Raw genomic sequence first — 22598 nt, 5'->3', positions numbered from 1 at the left:
TGCTTCGAGTGATTGAATATCGAAATATGGAAGTTGAACGTTTGTTTTTATGATCCCTTTCAAAGGCGCGCAGTATCCGAAAGATGTGATCCTCTTCGCTGTGTTTGTCTATGTCCGATACGGTGTGTGATATCGCGATCTGGAAGAGATCATACATGAGCGAGGCGTTGCAGTAGATCACACGACGCTGAAGCGCTGGGTGACGCGGTATGCAGGCGCAATCGCTGAAGCGGCGCGTCATCGAAAAGGGCCGTGCGACCGATCCTGGAGAATGGACGAAACTTACATCAAGGTGAAAGGCAACTGGGTCTATCTCTATCGAGTTGTCGACAAGCACTGCAAGACGCTTGATTTCATGCTTTCGCAACGTCGAAACAAACCCGCGGACACAAAATTCTTTGCTCGTATGCTGGAGGTCAACGGCCTTACGAGAAAGAATGTAATCGACAAAAGTGGCGCCAACGCAGCGGGCATTCGAGAGGTGATCAATATCCTCAATCGCTTCGGCTGCCCAGCCAAAATCCAAACAGTCAGGTCCAAATATATGAATAATTTGATCGAACAGGATCATCGATTTATCAAACGTCGCGTACGGCATTTGTGTGGGTTCAAATCGTTCAAATCCGCCTTGGCTACAATGGACGGTATCGAGGTCGCCAACATGATCTGGAAGAAGCAATTCTCTAGTGAAACGACTTCCGGCTATCGGATGTTTGCTGAGATCGTCGGATAACAGCGTCTAGAATATCGCTGGTTCTGGTCTTTCCAAAAGTTTGCGACACAACCTCTGGCTTTCAATCAGTTAATACCGAAAGTCACTCATCCGCCTGTAACTGGGTGCCAACGGATCAAAGTTTGCAACAGATCCTGTTAGGAAATTGAGGATTTGAATTGAGTCTCAAGCATCTTAGTATGGATTTCTGTCACCAGAGGATTAAGCGCTAGTTGAAGACACTCGTCTCAGAACCCATCGGACTTGGTGTGCGGCTTCTTTCGTTGCTCGCAGCTTTCGTTTTTCTGGATCAGTGGCTTGACCACACGACTCCGTTGACGACCGGGCAATACAAGAGCGTCTCTGTTGCGCTTGCATTTCTGACCTCAAGTTGGGTGGCCACAATCGGCGCAGTTTCGTTGTTTGCGCTGGTGATTTTATTCAAACCGATGAGGCGCCCATGGACCGAAGAAGAGTTAGAGTCTGGGTGGCGTGTGTTTTCTATCGGCGTTGCCGGAATGCTGGCCTGGTGGCTGGTGACTTTGGGGCCGAACCATGCGCACGGGCAGGCCTTTATCATCGATAGGTTGCTGATCCTGGCATTCCTGGTCGCGTCATACAGGTGGCCCATTTTTCTTCTGCCATTTGTCGTGCTCGCCTACGCGCTGGCACATCAAATATCGGTGCCTGCAATCGGTGGACCTGTATTGCCACACAAACTTTTGCTACTTGAAGGTGTTTGTCTGATCGTGGTCTGGCAAGTTTTGCGTGGCGCGGGATTGCCCATACGACGCAAAGACGCACTACTGCTGCTTGCGTGCCTGATCGCCGGTCGGTATTGGTATCCGGGCTACGGTAAGTTCATGCTGGATTGGACGCAATTCGCGCATGTGCAAAATGCAATATACAGCGCGTACGGACATGGTTTTACAAACTGGCTTCCGGTAGAGACCGTAACCAGTTTTGCAGGGTTCGTGGGGCACTTTAGCTGGCTAATGATCTGGTTCGTGTTGTTGTTTGAACTAGGTTTCCTGTTAATGGCCGTTAATCGGTGGGTGACATTGTTGCTGATTGCGGCGGCTATTTTATTCCACCTAGGCGTATTCGTGATTTTCGGCTTCCTATTCTGGACCTGGATGGTGATGGACCTTTTGTTCGTCTATCTGCTTTTGCGGCACGTCAGATCACCCGAAACTTCACCATATTCGATGTGGGCTACCATAGTATCGATCCCTCTGATCATACTGACACCGATATGGAGCGATCCTTCGCGATTGGCTTGGTTTGATACTGGAATGTCTTACGTGACCCGCTTCTTAGCTGTGGGTCAAAGCGGGCAGATGTATCAGCTTCCGCCCAAATTTTTCCAGCCTTACGACGATAACATGAAGTTCTCGTTCTTCGGTTATCTGTTTCCTGACCGCGCAACTTTGGCAGGGCCCTATGGTGCAAGCAGTGATCTTGACGTCGCACGTGCCGTTCAAGACGCCAAAACGCCCGATGAGATTTTTGCCATCGAAACAGAACGTGCCGCCGAAAAACCAGGGAACGAGGAACGCATCGAGATTTTTCACGACTTACTGCGCGAATACATTGCAAACTGGAATGACGGCTGCATGTGCAAACCATGGTGGAGCGCATTGCAACCGCCACCTCAATTCTGGACATACCCTTGGTCAGATGAACTTCCGGTCTATGTTGGGCAGGAGCTGATCCGCGAAGTTCAGATAATCGGTGTAACGACGTGGTTTAATGGTGAAACCATACAGGAGATTCGCCGTGAAGACGCTGGAAAAGTCGAGATTCCGCTGTGACTGATGAAACGGTCTTGATCTACGATGGAGATTGCCCATTCTGCTCGCGCTATGTTGCGATGGTGCGGCTCAAAGAGGCGATAGGACCTGTCAATCTAGTAGATGCACGGAATGGTGGCGATGTCGTTGAACAGATCTTGGCCAAGGGCCTTGATCTGGACGACGGTATGGTTCTTTTATTTAACGGTGACTATTATCATGGCGCTGAATGTATTCATCGATTGGCGCTACTGTCCACGAGAAGCGGCCTGTTCAATCGCCTAAATGCGTTGGTGTTTCGATCACCGACTATGAGCCGTGTGCTTTACCCCGTTTTGCGATTTGGTCGAAATACAGTTCTCAGACTTTTGGGGCGGCAAAAAATTTCCGCATAGTTTGCAGAAATCAAAAAGTAGCCCGACAGCCAGTCAGTCCACGAAATATCCCGGACCAGGGGCTTCGTTCATGAAGCTGTCCAATCAAATTCATTTGCGAGACTATTGGCAACAACCTGAGCGATATCCGCCGACCAAATTCCGGTGTGACCACCTTGCATGGTTTTAAGGACAATCTGTCCGCCGACGGCCTCTGTCCACATGGAAACGCCTGCGGATTTGATTGGCCCGTCTTCGGCGCAAAACAGAACGGTTTTAAGATCGATGGGGTGTGGCTTCCACTCAACCAACTGACTTCTCAAGTCATGATTTACATCTCGCAGATGCGGGTTGCGATTTGGCTTGCGCAACAGTTGAACCGGTGTCCGTCGAAGCGCTTGTTTCACCTTGAACCGCAAACCTCTTTCAACCACGGGCTCTGCATCGATCAAAAGCAAGGTAACAGGCTGACCAGCTGCCATGAGCGTGCGCGCCGTTTCATAGGCAAAGATGCCTGCAATGGAAAAACCGACGAGGTAAACAGGACCTCTATGCGGCTGATTTAGAACGACTTCAGCAGCACTTTGAGCCATTTCATCCAGCGTAATGCGCTCGGTCGGCGCGTTCGACAGCAGCTTACCGTAGCGAATGCCAACAAGCTGTGCATATGGGCCAATAGCATCGCTGAATGCCAAATAGTCTGACAAATGCCCACCGAGTGTCGGCAGCGCATAGATTACAGGTTCGGCGTTTGAAGAGTTCATCGGGACAAGCGCCACCTGTGGGCTGTTCGCTCTGTAGTGTTCGATGGACTGTACCAAACGGTCAACCGACGCACTTTCCAAAGCGAAAAGTTCCAAAGGAAGCTTGATGCCAAGTGTCTGCTCAAGCGTCAGCGATAGCTCCATGGCCGAAAGCGAGTTGCCACCCTTTTCAAAGAAGTCATCAGACGGTCCGAAATCGTCGTGACCCAAGATCTTTTCCATTGCCTCTTTGACGTGAACTCTGGTTTCGGGGTCGGCGACGTTCTGTTCGGACTGGAATTCGGATGGCAGCTTGGCTTCAATAGAAATTTCTGCTGATGGTTGGCAGAGCGGCCGCGCGAACGGATCCGCTGCCGGATCGCGCGATACCTGCCCGAAGATAAGATCGATGGCTTCTTCTATTTCACCCTTCAGCTCACCCTTTAGCGGCGGCAGGGCATGGCCATACGAGTGCTGTAAAATGACCGCGCGGTCGCACCGCGATGGGACTTCCATCAACTGGCCAAGGGTGTGCAGGCTGTCTTGCGGTGAAATCAAATGAAGCGTTGGCGTCTCGACTTTCCAGTCGTGCTGCGCTGCGCTTTCTGACACAGGACCAGACGCGAAATTCATAAAGACCCCAAGCTCGGAGTGCCTGGCTGCAACAAGGGCGGCAACCAAAGCCCCATCGCACACACCGGCGATACCATGGATTGGCCCAAGCTCGTCCAAGGCCCGCATCACCACCTCCAGGCTTTCGTTCAGCCGCGTTGCATCGATACCGCCCCAGCTTCGGTACATCGGCTTGGTATAAAGGCCAGCGGCGACAGCCGCCCCGTGAAAGTTGGGTTTCGGAGAGCACTGGTGCGGCGCATCCAGGAAAACGAATTCAATTTTGCCCCGAAGCCCGTCGACCCAGAACGTTGCTCGCAAGCTGCGTTCGGCCAGATCGGCATCCGACGCTTCGCCATGCAAGAACAAGACGCGTCGGACACCGTCTGAAGACTGAGGTCGCTTTGCGTGCTGTGAAAGCGTAGGCAGAACAGTTTGACCGGAAATGGCTTGCGGGTTGAGCTGTGCCAACAGTGCACGAGGTGTCGGGTGATCACTGACTGCCCATGTGGGCAGGTCGGCGCCAAAACGGTCATTGAGCGCCAGCACCATTTCCAACGCAGCAAGAGAGTTGACACCAACATCACCAAGGTGTGTGTCATCGGTGACCGTCACATTGGCGCGCAAATAAGGTTGGATCACGTCGATGACGTTTTCGATCGAGATAGGGCCATCGGCAGCCATCTGTGGGTCTGGCACTGACTGCGCACTGGTGCTTTCGCGCAAAACCGGACCGTCCTTACCCAATTCGTAAGTCTCCAACTGCCCCGCTTCCGCAGGTGCGCATACAGCATTCAGTTGCTGTGATAGCCGCATTCTAAGCGGCTTACCTGCCGCGGACATCGGGAGCTCTTGGACGTAAACAAGAGTTTGCGGAAGCATGTTGAGCGGCAGCTGCTTCGCTGCCCACGCATTCAATGTTTTGAGATCGACATCGCCGAAGTCGTCCGTCACCGCGAGCGCCACATCTTCGCCCAGCAGACTGTGTGCCCTCGGAAATACCATAAGCGAAGAAGAGGCGTTCATATCTGCCCAATCCGGGAAACGCCGCAATGTTGCTTCGATTTCCAACGGAGATATCGTTTTCCCACCCCTGTTTATGGCTTCCTTGAGCCGCCCTTTTACGCTAAGCCAACCTGAGCCATCCGCGGCGAACTCCCCAAGATCGCCGGTTCGGAAAAAGCCCCTTCCGGTAAAAGGGTCGTCTGGCGCCTGATCCTCATTTTCGTAACCGTCGATCACATTCGGCCCGCGCACTGTAATCTCACCGATTTCACCAGGTTCAAGAACGGTGTCCGGCGCGCCAGCGGTGGTATCTACGATTTCGACTTCCATATCGGGCAGGACCGGGCCAACGGTGCCCGGTTTCTCAAGTCGGTAACTCGGCGGCGGGGCGGCAATCGGCATTGCCTCGGTCATTCCGTAGGTGGGTAGGACGTGCACGTTGTCACCAAAAAGAGCTGACAGGTCTTCGGCCATCTCATGGGGCAAATCTGCCCCTGCATTACGGAGCGCACGCAACTTTGGCCATGGTTTGTTTTGAGACAGCTCTGGATGTTCAGACGCATAGGCCAAAACCTGATTCCACAGCGTTGGGACCATATAAACCCAACTGATGCCATCCGAATCGTCGAGTTCTTCGAAAAAGCGGTGAGGATCGAAGCCAGTTTGAAACCGCATCGAGGCACCAGACAATAGCGGCGCTACTAGATTGCAGGAAATTCCACCGACATGGTGCAGCGGCAAAACGGACAACCCTGTTTCATGCGGCGCAAGATCCAGAGACTGGGCGATCAATGCGCCCGCACGCATGAGTTTTTCCAGGCTGAACGTAACGGTCTTTTGCGCCCCGGTGGTTCCCGAAGTTAACAGCAACAGGACGGGCTCGGACGCCAAGCGCAACGGTGCCGGCGCGCTCAGATCCTCACATGGTTTGCCGCTAGGCACGGGCAAAGCCACACCAGGCTGGTTTCCCAGCTCAATGACAAGAAAGTGCGGGATTTGCTTGGCCACGAGTCGCAACTGAGCAGCCTCGTCCGTATCCGCAAGCACCACAGCCGCCTCAACCTCCATGTTGGCAAGCTGGGTCGCAAGAAATTCCGCTGGCGCATCGGCCCCCAGCGGGACAGCAACATATCGGTTCATCACGGCCAGCAGCGCACCGGAAAGCGTGGTTCCATTCGGAAGCACCAAGGCCACACGCGCACCTGCGGCGACCCCCCAAGGTGTCAGGTCAAACTTGTCCACATAGTCTCTGAGGTCGGTGAAACTGATGTTGTCGCCCTTGGCCCAAAGCGACCGATCAGGATCGGGCAAAAACGCTGACACACCAAGGGGCTGGTCTGGCGCGCCATTCAGAACCGCCTTGGTCCGACCCACCACCGCATCGCCATATGCGGTTTCAGGCGCAACACCATCAGGTTCCTGCCAAAGACGACGCACCCGATAATTGGCCCATGCCGTGTAGAATGTCCGCGGCTGGAGCATATGCGGGAAGGTGGTGATTTCACCCATCAAGGGGCCACGCCTTGCATCCGCATACCAATCCAACCGCACAAATATTCTCATGCGATCTGCAAGGCGTCTGGACTCGACCAAGATGTCATCCAAACATTCCGGACGGCGCGCATCCGCTATTTTCTGATCCATACAAACCAAGGCACGATGCGTCCGCCAACATGTACGCGGATCCCACGCAGGTTCAGCCAATAGCTGGAAGTTCTCATCCAGAAACGCCACCCAAGTGTGACCATCTTGTTTGAAGTGCAACTGGATCCACAAAAGCTCGGACCCGATCATGAAGATTTTGTAGTCCGTTGGAGTATCGAACCCGCAGGCGTCTTCCACCAATTCCTCGATCAGGATGGTTGAGAAGTTGAACGGGTAAACCTTGCCCTCGTGGGTACAGCTTCCCTGCGCGGCCATCGCAGACAGTTCGGCAGTCACACGCTGCACATCAAATGGAGAGCCATTTCGCGTTAAATCCAGACCATCACGCACCACGGTTACGCCAAACGAATGGCCCGCACCGACGGGTTTCAGAACGAACCGACACGGCAGCTCCGGCGCAATACTTGGCAGCGATTGAGCAAGATCAGCCTTTGGAAGAACGTGCAAAAGATTTGGCAATGGAACGCCGAGCGACTCAAGGTATGTGCGCTCTTTCAACTTATCTAGTTGCGTAAAGGGAAACGGGTTGGCAGCGGTTCCGACAAATCGATTGTCCTGATCCCGCACGAGCCTCAGCTTGTCATCATGAACGTACCATCGCCGTTGCCGCGCAATAAGTTTCTCGTAAATGAATGGCTGGTGCGTTGGTGCATCGGCGACCAAAGCCGCAGCCTTTGCGACTTGCTGCGATGCAAATCTGGCGTTCTCGACGACACGTTCGACAAGCTCGTGAACACTCAGCTGTTCCAGTTCAGAGGGCGTAAGCGCGATAAGGGATCGCAAGCACTGCGTCAGGCAATAATGCGCCGCAATGGCCAGATCACGATCTTCGGAAAAGGCGCTGAGACGCAGCCCCGTTTCCTGAACTGTTTCAGAATACAAGCTTGCGCCATACTTTTCTGAGGGCGGTAGTTCAGCCCGAAGCAAAAGCCCCCAGCGTGGCTTTTGTGCGCGACGCACCGTATGCTCTCTCACATCAAGGGCTGCCATATCCGGGCTCTCAGTCCGTGGGCGACGCACGATATTGATATGTGGAACCCTTTCGATAAGCGCAGGTCCCTTGGGCACCCCGTCCTGCGCATTCAACCAAGATCCCCGTGGAAGATCAGGTATCAATTTTGTTGCTTCGGTGAACGCGTGACGCGTGCTTGCGCAATAGGCCTTCAGCGTGTCCCTAACACCCAGAAACGGTGCGACAGGTACCGAGGTATCAAGGCATCCGACAGTGTTTTTGAGCTGCGGAACCTGATGTCGATTGGAAATGACATGGCAAAGCAACGGATGGCGGTCTTGGCTGTGCTCCGCACCCGTGGTCAGTCGCGTGATCAGAGCACTGGAAAGCGCGTGCAGCAAAAGTGGCACTGTGGTTTCCAACCTTTGCGCACAGGCTTCTACTGCATGAGTCTCTGCACCGTGCAGGACGCCAGTTGTCGGCAAGTCTCCAAGCGACAATCCAAGAGAGTTGGACAGCTTCGGCGCTGGCCGTTCGGCGCGAATATCTGCGCCATCTAGCAGATGCTCTAACTTGTCTCGGTTTGCGGCGGCTTTCGGACCACTCTCCAATTCGGCGCGTGCGTTTGCATAGGTGGTAAAGCTGTCATCGCCGCCTGAGTCAGCTTTCAGTCGACCTTCAAGCAGCATCTGCTTGAACTGCTTCTCGAGGCTTTGCATGCTGATCCGGTCTGAGAACACGTGGTGCATGCTTAAGCAGATCCAATGGCGATCCTGCCCTTCGGACGAATGCAAAATCAGTGCGCGTGCCGAGGGCCCATAGGGCGAGACAAGGGTTCCTTCAAAAGCTTCAATTTCGCGTGTGACCGACTGATCAGGAACGGGGGCGGCACGCATTTCAACAGGGATTTGAAACTCGGGCAAAGCAATCTGGCGTGGCGGATCGTTCGGCTGTTCGGGTCGGAGAAGCACCATGCGAAGCGCTTCGTTCCGATCCGCTAATGCCTGGACCATTGCAGGAAGCCAGGTGGCAGGGACAAGCTTCTCAGGGATAGAGAGGCAAAGGCTGATATTTGCCCAGTCCTTCCAGCCCTCTTTTTCCAGCTCAGCCCAGATGGATTGTGTGCCTGTCAACGGCACGGGTCCCTCTTGTGGCGTTGCCATCGGTACTGGATCAGGATCAGCCCTGTCGGAAACGGTCAGTCTCTCCAGCAGGCTTTCGAATGTCGCGTCGCCGAGCAGGAACTCATACTCGATGTCGAATCCTAGCTCCTGAAGCGATTCAAGCAAATTCTCTGCATCAACGGAATCCATGCCCTGCGCGACCAAGGTTTCGGTTTCGCTTGGTGATGCCTGTAAGATCTCCGCCAAAATTTGATGGAGCGTGTCCCGAATTTCTTCAGGCACCACCTTTACATCGGTCATCGCATCATTCCCCAACGATACTACCTCATCAAAGTGAATTTGCCGGGCTCTTACGACTGAATCTGTTGTTTTTTGGCTCTTTCGCAGAAGTTAGGCTGTCAAAGCTCTAAATGGCAACCTACCGATATTCCAAACCTGGCACAGGTGATGCGAAAAAACCGAAGAAGATGAAAAACCCGAAGCAAGATGGCCGCCAATGAAACTTGAATTTCACCATATCAACTTGGTGGCCGACGATGTTGATCGGATGCATGACTTCTACACTGATGTGCTTGGCCTCGCGGACATCCCACAAGCGAATTTCCCACGCACCCAGTCGAATGAAAAGGCTGGCTATAGCGGCAAGATCAGGTTTGCTACGGAAGGCAGCATGCAAATGCATCTTGCCGAACGGGATTTTGGCGGCGCGTTCAAGAATAAGCGTGTCATAAACCCGGTCGAACGCGGGCACATTGCCTTCCGTACAGATGATCTTGATACCTTTCTCAGCATTCTGGATCGGCGCAACATCCCCTACTCAGACTATGGAACCACTTTCGCGAAAGAGTGGCGCCAAGTGTTCTTTCACGATCCCGAAGGCAATGTGATTGAGGTTCATCAACAAGTCTTTGCCAAAGATTAAAAATCGCTTCTGAGCTGAAAACCCATTCCCAGAGACGCGAGATCGGATTCTGGCCACCGAGCTCTTCTGCCAGTGATGTCGTCCTTTTCTGAATAACATCTTCGCTGCGGCAGAAATCATGGTTAGAGCACTGAAACTCAATGATCTTTCTACATCCACCGGAAGGTGCCCAGATCGTGCCTTTATTTTCGTTCTGCCGCCGCACAATAATCGGTTTGAGACCAATCCATCGGCTCGAGAAAGGACAGATCTTCTGACTGCGTTAATTGCCTGTAAATTCTATTAATTTGGTGAGTAGTTAGTAAACACACTGTGTCGGAGAGTAGCAAATCAACACCCCCTTTAAGGTTTGCAATCGATTGGAGTTGTATTAATTCTTCTGAGATACTAGTGCTAAATCGTAGGGACCAGCGTGCGCGAACGCCTTTTGCTTTTTGGAATGTTTGGCGGCGGCCTTGCAGTGTTTATCACAGTAATACTGGTTTCGCAGGCTCGTGAACAGCGAGCTGCGGAAGCCACACCCTACTTGGTACCCGGCTCCCCTGCCATGACGATAAACATGGCACAGGAGCTTTATTCCACTTTGACGCCAGCACTCTTGCTTGTGATTTACGATGCGTTCGACAAAAAACAGGAAGACGAAATTTACGACACGCTTGCGCGCGTGACACACGGTGATGCCCTCGAATATCTGTATCTTGAAAGAGTTGGCGCAATGGCCGGTGGCGGCATCGAAGAACAAGACCAAACGATCCACGAAATCAACCTCTTGGATACAAGAGTTGACCGCGTCGAAACTGCGTTACTTATAAGCTCGACCTGGCAGGTGATTGGAACAGTTGGGCACTCAGAGCATCTTCATGTTCGTGGGAACACTTATAGCGCCGACCTTACAATATCGCCTGTCGAGGGCGCATGGCGCATAACAGATTTTGAGTTGTTGGACGTCGATCGTGATACAGCAGGTGAAATCTTTCCTGCATCTGATGAGCACTAATGGTTAGGGTCGAGAACCTTACGTTTGGTTACAGCGCCGATGGGTTCCGGCTGCGGATCCCGGAATTTTCGCTAGCAGATAGTGAGCGTCTGGCGGTTGTCGGTCCAAGTGGCAGCGGTAAGACGACACTGCTGAACCTGATAGCCGGGATCTTGTCGCCGGAAAGTGGAACAATCGAAGTCGCGGGAACGGTGGTGTCAAGACTGTCGGACGCCAAACGCCGCCGTTTTCGGGCAAGCCAGATTGGATTTGTATTTCAGGACTTTGCGCTTCTGGACTACCTTTCTGCTCGACAGAATATCTTCTACCCTTATCGGGTAACGCCCGCACTGACGCTGGACGTAGCAGCAAAAGACAGGGCAGAGAAACTTGCGACCGCTTGCGGGATCGGTGACAAACTTGATCGTCATCCTTCGGCGTTAAGCCAAGGCGAGCAGCAGCGGGTTGCGATCTGCAGAGCGCTGGTAACACAACCCAAGCTGATCTTGTCAGATGAGGCCACTGGCAATCTTGACCCAGAAAGCAAGGGGCGCATTCTTGATCTTCTTTTCGAACAGGCCGCCGAAGCGGGTGCCGCTGTCCTTGCTGTGACCCACGATCACGAGTTGCTGCCACGCTTCGAGCGCGTCCTAGATTTTGCGCAGTTTCGCGAGGGGATACAGGTATGAACGCGCTGTATCTGGCCTTTTCCTACCTTCGCTACAACTGGGCGCGCAGCCTTGTATTGGTTCTTGTGGCCGCGCTCATCATGTTTGTCCCTATTGCGACGCAGACGCTGTTATCAACCAGTGAACGCGCATTGCTTGCGCGCGGCGAAGCAACGCCTCTGCTGCTGGGCAGTCGCGGCTCGCAACTCGACCTGACGATGGCGGCGCTCTATTTCTCGGAAGAACGCCCCGACCCTGTTGCGATGCGTGAGGTGGAAACTGTTTGGGATAGCGGTCTTGGGGTTCCGATCCCGGTACATACAGCATTCTCTTCGGGCGGGTTTCGGATCGTGGGCACCACTCTCGACTATTTCGATTTCCGCAATCTCGATACGGCTTCAGGTCGCGGGCTGTCGGTTTTGGGAGATGCGGTCATCGGATCAGATGTTGCGGAAACCTTAGGCAAGGGTGTTGGCGACACACTTGTCTCTGCGCCTGAAAACCTGTTCGATCTTGACGGTGTCTATCCTCTCGAAATGCCAATTGTCGGGGTTCTTGCGCCGACCAATACACCTGACGACCAAGCGATCTTTGTCGACATAAAAACCGCCTGGGTCATACAAGGTATAGGTCACGGTCATGAAAACGTCGTGACCGCTGATGAAGTCGCAGCAGGATCGTCGGTGCTGGCCAACGCGGCCGTAGTTCAATACCAGCGGATCACCGAAGACAATATTGAGAGCTTTCACTTCCACGGCAGTCAGGACGACTTTCCGGCGTCCGCTGTTATCGTTGTGCCGAATGACACGCGCTCAAGCACAGTCCTAAAAGGTCGTTACCTCGACAGCGAACTTCCGACCCAACTGATCGAGCCCGCAGGCGTTATCCAGGGTCTTGTGGATCGAATTTTCCGCATCAAATCGCTTTTGGATGTGGTCACCGCAATTATCGCCATCGCTGCGGCCGCTGCCGTCGGTCTGGCGGTATTCTTGAGTTACCGCTTGCGTGCCCGTGAAATAGCAACTGCCGTAAAACTGGGCGCGCAAAAAGGTATGGTTCTGCGCCTCTTGGCAGCCGAGACCTTTACACTATTGTTAGTCGCAGGAAGTATTGCTGCTATTGGCGCAACTATTGTTTCGCGCAACGCTGAGGCCTGGGTTGGCTGGCTGCTTGCGCTTGGTACTTAGTGGACAGGAGTTTTCTTGAAACAACTTCTAATTAAGGCTTCGCTTGCTACGCTGATTGCTGCCACGCCCGCGCTGGCACATTACGGAATGATTATTCCGAGCGACCCGATGATCAGCCAGGAAGACGGGCGTAACGTTTCGTTCTCGGTCGGATTTGCCCACCCGTTCGAGTTGGAAGGCTTGTTCCTGGATACACCGGTGTCTTTCAACGTGACGCACAAAGGCAAAACAACCGATTTGCTCGGCACCTTACAAGACGCAACTGTGATGGATGAGCAAGGTTATACCTTTGACTATCGCTTGGAACGCCCCGGAACCTATGTGTTTGCAATGGAGCCGCAGCCCTATTGGGAACCTGCCGAAGACGCCTTCATCATCCACTACACAAAAACCTATGTGACGGCCTATGGCGATGACGAAGGCTGGGACACTGAGCTTGGTTTGAAAACCGAGATCGTGCCGCTTTCCAAACCTTTTGGCCTTTGGGAACACAATGTATTTCAGGGGATCGTCAAACTGAATGGCGAAGCGGTGCCCTATGCCGAAGTTGAAGTAGAGTTCTTCAATGACGGCGCTGGTGCGACGGTTCCGGATGAGCTGATGATCACACAAACGGTTAAGTCAGACGCAAACGGTGTCTTTACCTACGCACCACCGTCAGATGGCTGGTGGGGTTTTGCGGCCCTTAATACTGCTGATTACACACTGACCGAAGAAGGTTCGGGTGAGGAAAAAGCGGTTGAGCTTGGCGCTGTGATTTGGGTTCACTTCGAAGAGTGGACAGGGCAGTGATCCGGGCGCTCGCTTTTGCAAGTCTGGTGGTCGCCGCTCCCGTCGGAGCAGCAGCACATCAGCTAGTAGTCTTTGCCTCGGTCGATTGCGAAGCGGTAACCATCGAAGCGAAATTCTCCAACGGGCGCGTGACCCAAAAGGGCGATGTGCGCGTCCTTGATGGCGAAAACAATTTGCTGAAAACGCTTCAACTGGAAAGTGACGGAACAGCGTTGGTTCCGCTCGACAGCGTCGATCATTCCGGGGGTTTGTTAATCGAAGTTGATACGGGCCACCATGACAATTACTGGATCGTGACCCCCGAAGACATCGCGCGGAAATGCGGGAGCTGAGTTCGGTGCGGAGTTTGAAGAGGTTTCTCGCGTTTGCGATGATCATGATTTCAGTGAATGCGGCGTTGGCACAAGACCGCCCGCGGGTCATCGTGGTCAATCAAGCGCTGCAATATTTCGCCGAGCGCCTGCTGGATGGTACGGCAGACGTGGCCTTTCCTGTGCCGGAAAACGTTGATCCGTCGTTCTGGCGACCTTCGATAACCGACATCAGCACGATCCAGTCAGCAGATCTGATCCTCTTGAACGGAGCTGGCTTTGCAACCTGGATCGACCGGGTGTCACTACCTCGATCACGCGTGGTAAACACCACTGCAGCGATCGAAGACCAGTTCATTGTGACCGAGAGCATTACGCACAGTCACGGGAGCGGGGATGAACACTCGCATGAGGGGCTGGCTTCCTACACTTGGCTTGATCCCACGCTGGCCATCGCGCAGGCGGAAGCGATTGCGGCCGCTGTTGTCGCGCGTGATCTTGCTTCTGCAGAAGATGTTGAACCTAGGCTTGCAGAATTACGTTCTGAACTGATGGCAATGGACCAAATGGCTCAAATTGCTTTAGGCGAACTAGATGGCATCGAGATGATTGCGACGCATCCGCGGTATCAATATCTCGCCCGACGCTATTCCTTGCCCGTCACGTCTCTGGAGTGGGAGGCCGGTGCGATGCCAACTGCGGAGGAGTTGGCAGACCTCGAAAATCTTATCGCCGAAACCGGCGCCAAGCTGATGATCTGGGAGGCGACACCCCCAGAAGCAGCCCTTGCCGCAACACAGTCATTGGGATTGCAGAACGTTGTCTTTGCTCCGCTCGCGCGGAACTCTGGTCAGTCAGCATTTGTTACATCGATGGACGCGTCGATCAAGAGCCTTGCTGACGCGGTCGAGACCGTTCAAGGCGACTAGCTCGCAGCCAGAGAAGCCTTAGCATTTCAGGCGTTATTGACTGAGGTTTACATGTCCAATTCTTCTGCCAACGACGCTGTCCATTTCCGCAAAATGTCTTCATTGCGATGGAAATCATGGTGGGAGCATTGAAACTCGATTATCTTTTTGGATTTGTCAGTTGGTGCCCAGATCGTGCCAGCATTTCCATTCTTCCGCCGCACAACAATAGGTTCGACCCCAATCCGAGGTATTTTATATTTGGATGCAGCCCAAAAATAGTTAGCCCTTATGTAGCGCGCGCGAAGTGACTTTGGAACGTTCACGCCCAGCATTCGACAAAAGCGACCAACCGAAAGAACGCCTATCCAGGTGATCCATTTCGAAGTGGTGATCCTTTCATCCAGAGCGGGTGTAAAACCATCGTTCTTGCTGAGCGTTGACAGGAACAATGCCGGGTTTTCGGGTGGGTCAATCAGTACCAAATCGTCTACTTCGTGGCCCATCGCCATCAATTGTCTGGCGACTTCATGTGCGGTGACGGCTCCCATCGAAAACCCACCGATGGAATATGGGCCTTGTGGTTGTTCTTGCATAATGACCGAAAGGAACTCTTCCCCGATGCTTTCGATCCGCTTGTTCAATTCGCTGCCCAGAGCATCCCAATGAAGCGTTATCAACTTTAGATCACGCGGCGTTTGGAGACTTTCGTTCAACAAATCCAGCATTCGCCGGTTCGCATTCAACAAGAAAGTCTTCCGCCCTGCCTGTTGAGACTGCGAAGCGAGGATGGTGCCATTTGTCACCTCTGAGTCCGCCCCATCTGAAAGATCAGATACACGTGCCGCAAGTGCCTTTAGCTGTGGAAAATCAAAAAGGTCTGACGGGATGAGGCTTAGGCCACTGGAGCGCGCCTTTGAAACCACGCTGATCGACAAAAGGCTGTCGCCGCCGAGCTCAAAGAAATCATCGTCATCAAATATCTCTTCTATCCCAAGTATTTCCGACCATATCCCTCGTAGCGTCTCCAGGCTTTCGCAAGGCGCGGTTGCAGGAGGTGCTTTACGATCCGATACAGTGGCCTTCAGCTGAGCACGGTCGGTTTTCCCGTTCGGCAATTTGGGCAACGCATCCCAGATCTCGATGCGATCTGGCACCATATGAGCAGGTAGCGTTTCCCGAGCTTGACTCAGAATTTCTTCCGACGGCCTGTTGCTTTCCACATGCGCGACCATTGAAAGAGGCACATTTAGGTGGCCGGCATTTTTCAATGCCAGAACCAATTTGTTCCGTTCCTTTGGGCTAAGTGATTGAATTTGATCTTCTATTTTCATCTTCCAATCGCCGTTACCATGACCATGGAATTACCCCAATGTGCATCCCGCGTGTCTTCGGGAATTTCCAGATCGTTGATTTTGGACACATGAAACTCGGCAAAGTGCTCCAGCAACGCACGCTGATGAGCACGCGATAGGCTGTCTTCTTCCATTGTGAGATAGGTAAAACGCCCGCCGGAATTCAGGTGTTTTGCCGCGTGTTCAAAGAAATGCGCGGCGAAGGTGACCGACCGCTGCACGCGCTCAACATATTCGTCTTCGGTTAGTGGGTAGGTGTGAAAAAGGATGCCATCGAACAGCGGCAGACTGTCCAGCGTATCCTCCCAAAACCCCTCAACCAACTTAATATCACGCCCGTCATATTGCGAACGCCATGGATGAAAAAAATCCTCGATGACAGCGCCATTGCACTCGATCAAGGTGTGCGATTTGGGTGTATGAGACTGCACAAAGTCTGCCGCCACGCCGCGACCAAAGCCAATTTCCAAAACATCTCCGCTACCTGCCGACACAGAACGTGCCATTTCCGCCATGATCGGAGTTTGCCAATCTTCCATGATATCCTGGGCAGCGATATGAGATTGACTGCGATCATAAATTTTGGCGAACGACCCACCATGCACATAGTTCGAGACCGTACGATCCAATGTGTCCAGTTCTTGAGCCAGTTCCCCTAGTCGAGTTGTCACCAAGCGCGCGCGATGGGCCGGATTTGGGCTGGCAATGAAATTGTCATTGGTCAGCTCAACCGTGATCTGGAAATTCGAAGTGCGGTTTACCCGTTTCATTTACTTAGCCTTTAAGTGCAGTCTTCAAGTATTGCTCAGCCATTCCACGTGGCATGCGCTCCAATGCGCTGCTCAATTCGTCATCGCTGACGGTGCGTGCAGGGCCAACCACAACGGCGGCGTTTCCAACAGATGACAGCGATGCCAGAACATTTTCCACCTCGTGTACTTCTATGCGGTGCCCCCTGATTTTTATCTGATCGTCGCCGCGCCCTAGATACTCGAACCGACCGTCAGGCCCGCACCGCGCCTGATCGCCGGTCCGATAAACACGCATGGTGTCGCCATCAATTTTCAGGTGTTGAAACGCCCTGTCAGTTTCGTCACGTCTTCCAAGATAGCCGCGTGCAAGACTGGGGCCGGCAACGCAAATTTCACCTATTTCATTTGCTTTGACGGGCCTGTCGTTTTCGTCCAGCAACAGCACCTGGGTTCCAGGGATTGGCGTTCCGATCGTCATCGCGCGATCCTCAGCCGGAGTGATCAAATCCGCCAAAGCCCAGACAGTCGTCTCAGTCGGACCATATTCATTGGCCAAGATACAGTCAGGCAGGATTGAGACATGAGAATGGTGCAGCGTCTCTGGCACGGCCTCACCCGCTAGAATAACCGTTCTGAGGCAGGACAGGGTTTTTGCGTCAGCTCCTTCAAGCAAGGCTTTGTAAAGCCCAGGCAGCATGAGCGTATGCGACACTTGTTGTTCGGCAATCAAGTTCGCAAGCCCCGCAATGTCCTGCTCATCACGCTCTTTCGTTACGACCAAAGAACCGCCCGATGTCAGTGCCCAATACAGACCAACGACCGAGCTGTCGAACGCGAAGGGCGAGATCAAGAGAAAGGCCTCAGGGGCAGAAGGATAAAACTGATCGCGCGCCGCCTGACTGAAAGACAGGTTCCCCCGCGAAATACAGACACCTTTGGGCGCCCCTGTTGAGCCTGAGGTATATATCACATACGCGAGATCATCTTCTTCTGTTTCGACGGGTTCAAACCCATCGCTCGACGGAACGTCTTCTATGCAAATCGCGTTTTCGATTTCGGATTCGGTGTCGCTCAACACAGCTTTCGCAGCGCAATCGGAAAGAACGTAGTCAATACGTTGACGGGGATAATTGCGATCGACAGGAACATACGCGGCGCCTGTCAGTAGTGTTCCCAGCATTGCACTGATTATGTCCGGCCCGCGCGGCAAAACAATGGCGACGCAGTCTCCTCGACCGATACCTCTGCTAGACAGGAAGGCTGCGATGTCGGACGCTCGGTCTAGCAAAGCAGCGTAACTGGTTGCCTCACCATCGTAAATCACGGCTGGCAGATCAGGATGCGTGTGTGCCTGATGCAATATTCGGCTGACGATATCCACGGGTTCGCCGCGCAAATCAGGCCCGAAAAACCCAATACGGCGTCTCAGCTCTGCTTGGTGTTGTAGTTCTGCCTTTCTAAAGCTGCGAAACAATTCGTCCACATCATGCTGGGAATAATGCGCGGTGTTGAATAACGCTGACAACGTGCCGTCCGCAGGATCATACTCGACGACAAGAGAAAAGTTTGACGGCGTGCGAAAGTGTAAATCATCAATTGCTACGCCATGAACACTCTGAACTTCCGGCAATGCTCGTATCGTCAAAACAACGTCGGTCAATGGCTGACCGGGGGCTAAACCACCCAGTCGAGCGGCCGTTCCAAGCGGCGTAAACTCTCTTTCACGCAACGCGTTTAGGTTTTCCTGAACACGCTCAAACAAATTGTCGGATGTCAGGTCAACTCGCATCGGCAGATTGTTCACAAACATGCCTACGCAGGCTTCTACGCCTGCCATCGGACTACTGCGTCCCGAGACGGCGAGCCCAAAAACGATGTCGTCGCTGTTTAGTAGCCCCCCTAGCGCCCTTGAAAATACCGCCTGAGCCGCGACCGGCACCGTAACACCCGCGGATTGTGCCGCGGCAGTCAAGCGGGATTGTTCTTCAGAGGTAAGCGTTATCGAGCTCTCGGCGAACCCCGATTTGTCATCAGTCTTTGGGTGCGTTTTAGGCTGATAGCCTGACAGATACTCTTTCCAGAAATCGTCATCATGTGACTTGCCGGCGAGCCACCTTGCGTGAACGGCAAAAACAGGCGCCGGTTCAAGCTCAATCAATTCTCCATTGATACGTTGCGCAATGCTGCGCACAAATTCATCAAGGATAAGTGTAGCGGACCATCCGTCAATGATCAGATGATGGATTGACCATTCAAATCTGGTCTTACCTTCGCTCTGAGGCCACATACGCACCTTCCACAATGGCGCATTTGCCAAATCAGCAGCAGTCGGAGCGTCGCCGATCCCAACGTCACCGGGTGCGTCTTCAAGCCATTCAAAATCCACCGACTGTTCCGAAACAACCACCTGAAGTGGTTGCTCTAACCCATCCCACACAAAGGCAGTACGCAATGCCTCATGGCGGTTCATGATTGATTGCCATGCCTCCAGTGCGATTTCCTGGGTTAATGCCCCTGCGAGAACACCAGTAACACGGGCGAAATAATGCGCCTGATGGGGTTCATTAAGAATGTGGACCAGCATACCGGACTGGGTCGGCGTTAAAGGATACGCATCAATCACTTCGGGTTGTGGTGACGGCGTGATCATATCCGCGATTTCCCGATGGCCAGCTCAATCGCTTTTCGGTCCGCAGCAGATATTCCCGCAAATCGTTCTCTCGGTTCAGGATTTTCTGCTAAATGCAGCGGTGTCACCAGTTCCGCAAGCCGCTCAATGGTTTGAGCCCTGAACAAGTCGGCGATCTCAAAATCAAGGTTTTCCTTTCGGGCGCTGCTTAGAATTCGTATCGCCGCCAGTGAGTCACCACCAAGCTCGCTGAAGGCCTGATCCACGAAGATCGGGCGATGATCCAAAACATCTGCCCAAATCTTAGAGAGGTGGGTCTCAATACTTGTCCGTGGTAACACACCTGAGGTCGATCTCTGCAAAGCGTCAGCACCGATCCGAGGAAGATCTTTGCGAGAAATCTTGCCATTTGCCGACATTGGAATTGCGTCGATCTGAAGCGCAAAATCAACATGAACTTGCGCGGGAAGGCTTCGGTTCACGATGTTTTTGACATCTTCGGCCGAAGCGCCGCCCACAAAATGCAACGCAAGGATTTGTCGGCTATTTATGGTTTGCACCGAAGCGACCGCCTGCGAAACATCGGGATGCGTCTGCGCAATATGCTCGATCTCGCCAAGTTCGATACGAACGCCGTTGATCTTTACCTGATCATCCAACCGACCAAGATAAACTAACGCGCCTTCCTTGGACCATGCGCCCGCATCGCCAGTCAGATACCAACGCTGATCATCGCCTTTTAACCCGTCAACAAAACGCTGGTCGGTCAGATCATGTCGTCCCAGGTACCCGGATGCCAGCCGACCACTGATTGCAATCTCACCAACAACTCCAAAAGGTTGATCGCGGCCAGCCTCATTTACCACTGAAACGGCCATTCCCGGCGCAGGTCGCCCCAGCGAAACACTGTATTCCGGTGGATCGTCTGGCTGAAAGTGGTGCATCATAGCCCCAACAACAGCTTCTGTCGGCCCGTATTCGTTTATCAGATTGATCCGTTTCCCCAATTGCTCAAGCGCGCGGTCTGCAAGCTCTCGTGGGAAGGCTTCGCCACTCAATGGCATACATTTGATGCGATCAACCGGCCCGATATCGGCATCCAATACAAGGTTCAGATGAGACGGTGTTGGGCGCGCAAAGTCCACTTTGTCATCTCGAAACACATCCAAGACAGCCAAGTCCGGACCTTCTGCGGGTTCAGCATATGTGACTATCTGACCACCTGTCACGAGCGGCAGGAAGATACTGTTGATTGTCAGATCAAATCCAATCGCAGAGAAAAGAGCATAGCTCCAACCATCTTCCACCGGGTAAGATTGCCGGATGGTTGCGATGTATTCGGCAAGTTCTCGATGTCTTACGACCACCCCTTTCGGGGTGCCAGTCGAGCCAGATGTGTAGATGACATAGGCAGGTGTTTCTGGAACAACATCGCAGTTTGTTGCGGTCAACGGCATGTCAGAGGCCTGGGTCGTTAAGACTACCCCGTCAAAGTCATTTTGACGTTCCTCTGTAGTTATGATCGCTGCGGCTTGTACATCGGCCAGAATGGCAGAACGTCGTTCTACCGGCATATTATAGTCTACCGGAACAAACGCAGCTCCAGCAAAGAGTGTCGCCAGAATGGCCACTATTGCGTCCGGAGAGCGAGGGAGGTGAACAACAACGCGATCGCCAACACCCACTCCTGATGCCACGAGGCTATGCGCAAGCTGATTTGAGCGATCTATCAGCGCGCCATAATTCAGAAGCTCCTGGTCTGAATGAGACCGAACCGCGGGTAAGTCTCGATCTGTGGCCAGCAGCGGCTCGAGAACCGTAGGTGTTTGAGTACTTGCTGCTGCGGTTGTATTGAAAGCCCGGATGGAGTCACGCTCGGGCTTTGTCAAAATGTCGATCTGTGAAAGCTTTTGGTCCGGCTCTTGCAGCGAAGCATCCAGCATCCGGCGAAAATGCTGAGCCGCCAATTCTCGTTCTACCTCAGAAAACTGTTTTGCGTCGAACACGATGCGAGCTGTAAACTCACCTGTCGCATTCAAGTCTGCAAACTCAATGTTCAGATCTTGAAACGGGTCGGAGCGTTCGACAGGCAAAATCTTCGCTACGCAATCTGCACCTTTGAACTTGGCGGGTACACCTGAAAAAACGTTGAGTACCACGTTTAAGTTCCGAACCAGCGACGGTTTTGTCGTGCCGCTCCCACCCTTTAGAATAAGGCCTCGCGTTGCCTCCAGAACTTTGGCGTGCAAGGTCGTTAACGTGTCTTCTTTGTTCACTTCAACGGAAAGCGGCAGCATTTCCATCACAAGACCAACCACTCGGCGCAGTTCTGGCGTAGTTCGATTATGTTGCGGTACCGAAAGCGCTATTCGCTCGGAGCCGGTGATCCGTGACAGCCATGCAAAGACAACAGTTGTAAGCAGAATTTGCGTGGACATCAGAGAGGTAAGCAACTGAAACGGAGCCTTTGAAACCGCCTGCTCGAAGCTTTTCAACTGGTTCGTATCAAGCTCAAGGAAATGGCTGATCTTTTCATGGCCGCCTTGCCCTCCTTCCTTACCGTAGAGAGACAAAGGCGGATTATCAGCGTTATCAAGGGAAGCTGCAGTTTCGCTTTTGCTTTGAAATAGAGTATTGCAGTCAAGAAAGGCCGGCTGTAGGCTTAACTCCTCGCCATTAAATCGGTCAGCCACACGTTGCATAAACAGTGAAACAGATGCGCCGTCACAAACCATATGATGTTGCACCAAATAAAATATGTGGCGCCCATCCGCTAGCGAAATGAACGCCATTCTGGATGTTCCATTTTCCAGATCAAACGGCACACGTGCGTCGGTCTGCATCCACATCATCGCTGCATCAAGATCGGTTACCCCGATCCTTTGGCATACTGGAGCGCGCGCCGTCGCATGCTGGCGAACGGTGTCGTCGCTCTCTTCGAATGTCAGACGGAAACTGTCACATTCCGCGGCTGTCTCATGAATGGCTGAAACCAACCTGTTGGCGTCCTCAACATCTGAAAACACAGCGTATATCGCTTGGTTCAAATGCCCGGCTTTCGGTGCGGTCTTATGGCCGACCCAGAACAAGTTTTGTGCGTTTGTAAGGTTACGCATCT

General features: G+C 53.0%; 14 protein-coding genes and 1 pseudogene. 10 read left to right on the top strand and 5 right to left on the bottom strand.

The features are described 5' to 3' along the window. The first annotated feature begins 49 nt into the window (after positions 1 to 49). The 3 genes and pseudogenes from GOW40_RS12875 to GOW40_RS12865 all read left to right on the top strand — a co-directional run bounded on the left by GOW40_RS12875 (position 50) and on the right by GOW40_RS12865 (position 2900). Positions 50 to 733: pseudogene (locus GOW40_RS12875) on the top strand (IS6 family transposase). 212 nt (positions 734 to 945) lie between these two features. Continuing rightward, positions 946 to 2526, top strand: coding sequence for a hypothetical protein (locus GOW40_RS12870; RefSeq protein WP_171231001.1), 1581 nt, complete (start codon positions 946 to 948; stop codon positions 2524 to 2526). Beyond that, complete coding sequence (locus GOW40_RS12865) at positions 2523 to 2900, top strand: DCC1-like thiol-disulfide oxidoreductase family protein (RefSeq protein ID WP_371731845.1); 378 nt, start codon at positions 2523 to 2525, stop codon at positions 2898 to 2900. Before GOW40_RS12870 ends, GOW40_RS12865 begins: the two co-directional genes overlap by 4 nt. A gap of 68 nt (positions 2901 to 2968) precedes the next feature. Here the strand turns inward: GOW40_RS12865 and GOW40_RS12860 are convergent, their stop codons facing one another. Continuing rightward, the gene (locus GOW40_RS12860; protein ID WP_171231000.1) at positions 2969 to 9280 is read right to left on the bottom strand and encodes an AMP-binding protein; all 6312 of its coding nucleotides are present in this window, start codon (positions 9278 to 9280) and stop codon (positions 2969 to 2971) included. 196 nt (positions 9281 to 9476) lie between these two features. Between GOW40_RS12860 and GOW40_RS12855 the strand changes: the two genes are divergently transcribed. The 7 genes from GOW40_RS12855 to GOW40_RS12825 all read left to right on the top strand — a co-directional run bounded on the left by GOW40_RS12855 (position 9477) and on the right by GOW40_RS12825 (position 14765). Next, entirely contained in the window at positions 9477 to 9902 is a 426-nt protein-coding gene (locus tag GOW40_RS12855) for a VOC family protein (RefSeq protein WP_171230999.1), read from the top strand. Between the two features lie 412 nt (positions 9903 to 10314). Further along, on the top strand, positions 10315 to 10899 hold the full coding sequence (locus tag GOW40_RS12850) for a hypothetical protein (RefSeq protein WP_171099196.1): 585 nt from the start codon (positions 10315 to 10317) through the stop codon (positions 10897 to 10899). Further along, the gene (locus tag GOW40_RS12845; protein ID WP_171132922.1) at positions 10899 to 11567 is read left to right on the top strand and encodes an ABC transporter ATP-binding protein; all 669 of its coding nucleotides are present in this window, start codon (positions 10899 to 10901) and stop codon (positions 11565 to 11567) included. The genes GOW40_RS12850 and GOW40_RS12845 overlap by 1 nt, the downstream gene beginning before the upstream one ends. Beyond that, positions 11564 to 12733 carry an ABC transporter permease gene (locus tag GOW40_RS12840; RefSeq protein ID WP_171099199.1) on the top strand — a complete coding sequence of 390 codons (1170 nt, stop codon included), beginning with the start codon at positions 11564 to 11566 and terminating at the stop codon, positions 12731 to 12733. Before GOW40_RS12845 ends, GOW40_RS12840 begins: the two co-directional genes overlap by 4 nt. Positions 12734 to 12748: 15 nt before the next feature. After that, entirely contained in the window at positions 12749 to 13525 is a 777-nt protein-coding gene (locus tag GOW40_RS12835) for a DUF4198 domain-containing protein (protein WP_171132923.1), read from the top strand. Further along, positions 13522 to 13857 carry a hypothetical protein gene (locus GOW40_RS12830; RefSeq protein ID WP_171132924.1) on the top strand — a complete coding sequence of 112 codons (336 nt, stop codon included), beginning with the start codon at positions 13522 to 13524 and terminating at the stop codon, positions 13855 to 13857. The genes GOW40_RS12835 and GOW40_RS12830 overlap by 4 nt, the downstream gene beginning before the upstream one ends. 38 nt (positions 13858 to 13895) lie before the next feature. Beyond that, positions 13896 to 14765 carry a metal ABC transporter solute-binding protein, Zn/Mn family gene (locus tag GOW40_RS12825; RefSeq protein ID WP_171099206.1) on the top strand — a complete coding sequence of 290 codons (870 nt, stop codon included), beginning with the start codon at positions 13896 to 13898 and terminating at the stop codon, positions 14763 to 14765. Between the two features lie 47 nt (positions 14766 to 14812). Here GOW40_RS12825 and GOW40_RS12820 read toward each other — a convergent pair whose 3' ends face one another. From GOW40_RS12820 to GOW40_RS12805, 4 genes are read right to left on the bottom strand one after another with little or no spacing between them, the layout of a single operon-like run. After that, the gene (locus tag GOW40_RS12820; RefSeq protein WP_171099208.1) at positions 14813 to 16078 is read right to left on the bottom strand and encodes a thioesterase domain-containing protein; all 1266 of its coding nucleotides are present in this window, start codon (positions 16076 to 16078) and stop codon (positions 14813 to 14815) included. After that, complete coding sequence (locus tag GOW40_RS12815; RefSeq protein ID WP_171099209.1) at positions 16075 to 16869, bottom strand: class I SAM-dependent methyltransferase; 795 nt, start codon at positions 16867 to 16869, stop codon at positions 16075 to 16077. Before GOW40_RS12815 ends, GOW40_RS12820 begins: the two co-directional genes overlap by 4 nt. 4 nt (positions 16870 to 16873) lie before the next feature. Then, entirely contained in the window at positions 16874 to 19501 is a 2628-nt protein-coding gene (locus GOW40_RS12810) for an amino acid adenylation domain-containing protein (RefSeq protein WP_171230998.1), read from the bottom strand. Further along, the gene (locus GOW40_RS12805; RefSeq protein ID WP_171132927.1) at positions 19498 to 22596 is read right to left on the bottom strand and encodes a non-ribosomal peptide synthetase; all 3099 of its coding nucleotides are present in this window, start codon (positions 22594 to 22596) and stop codon (positions 19498 to 19500) included. The genes GOW40_RS12810 and GOW40_RS12805 overlap by 4 nt, the downstream gene beginning before the upstream one ends. Positions 22597 to 22598 lie beyond the last annotated feature (2 nt).

This window comes from Ruegeria sp. HKCCA6707 (genome assembly GCF_013033515.1).
In the GTDB taxonomy this organism is placed as follows: domain Bacteria; phylum Pseudomonadota; class Alphaproteobacteria; order Rhodobacterales; family Rhodobacteraceae; genus Ruegeria.
The sequence above is the reverse complement of the archived record's forward strand: the minus strand, read 5'-3'. Positions and strand labels throughout refer to the sequence as shown.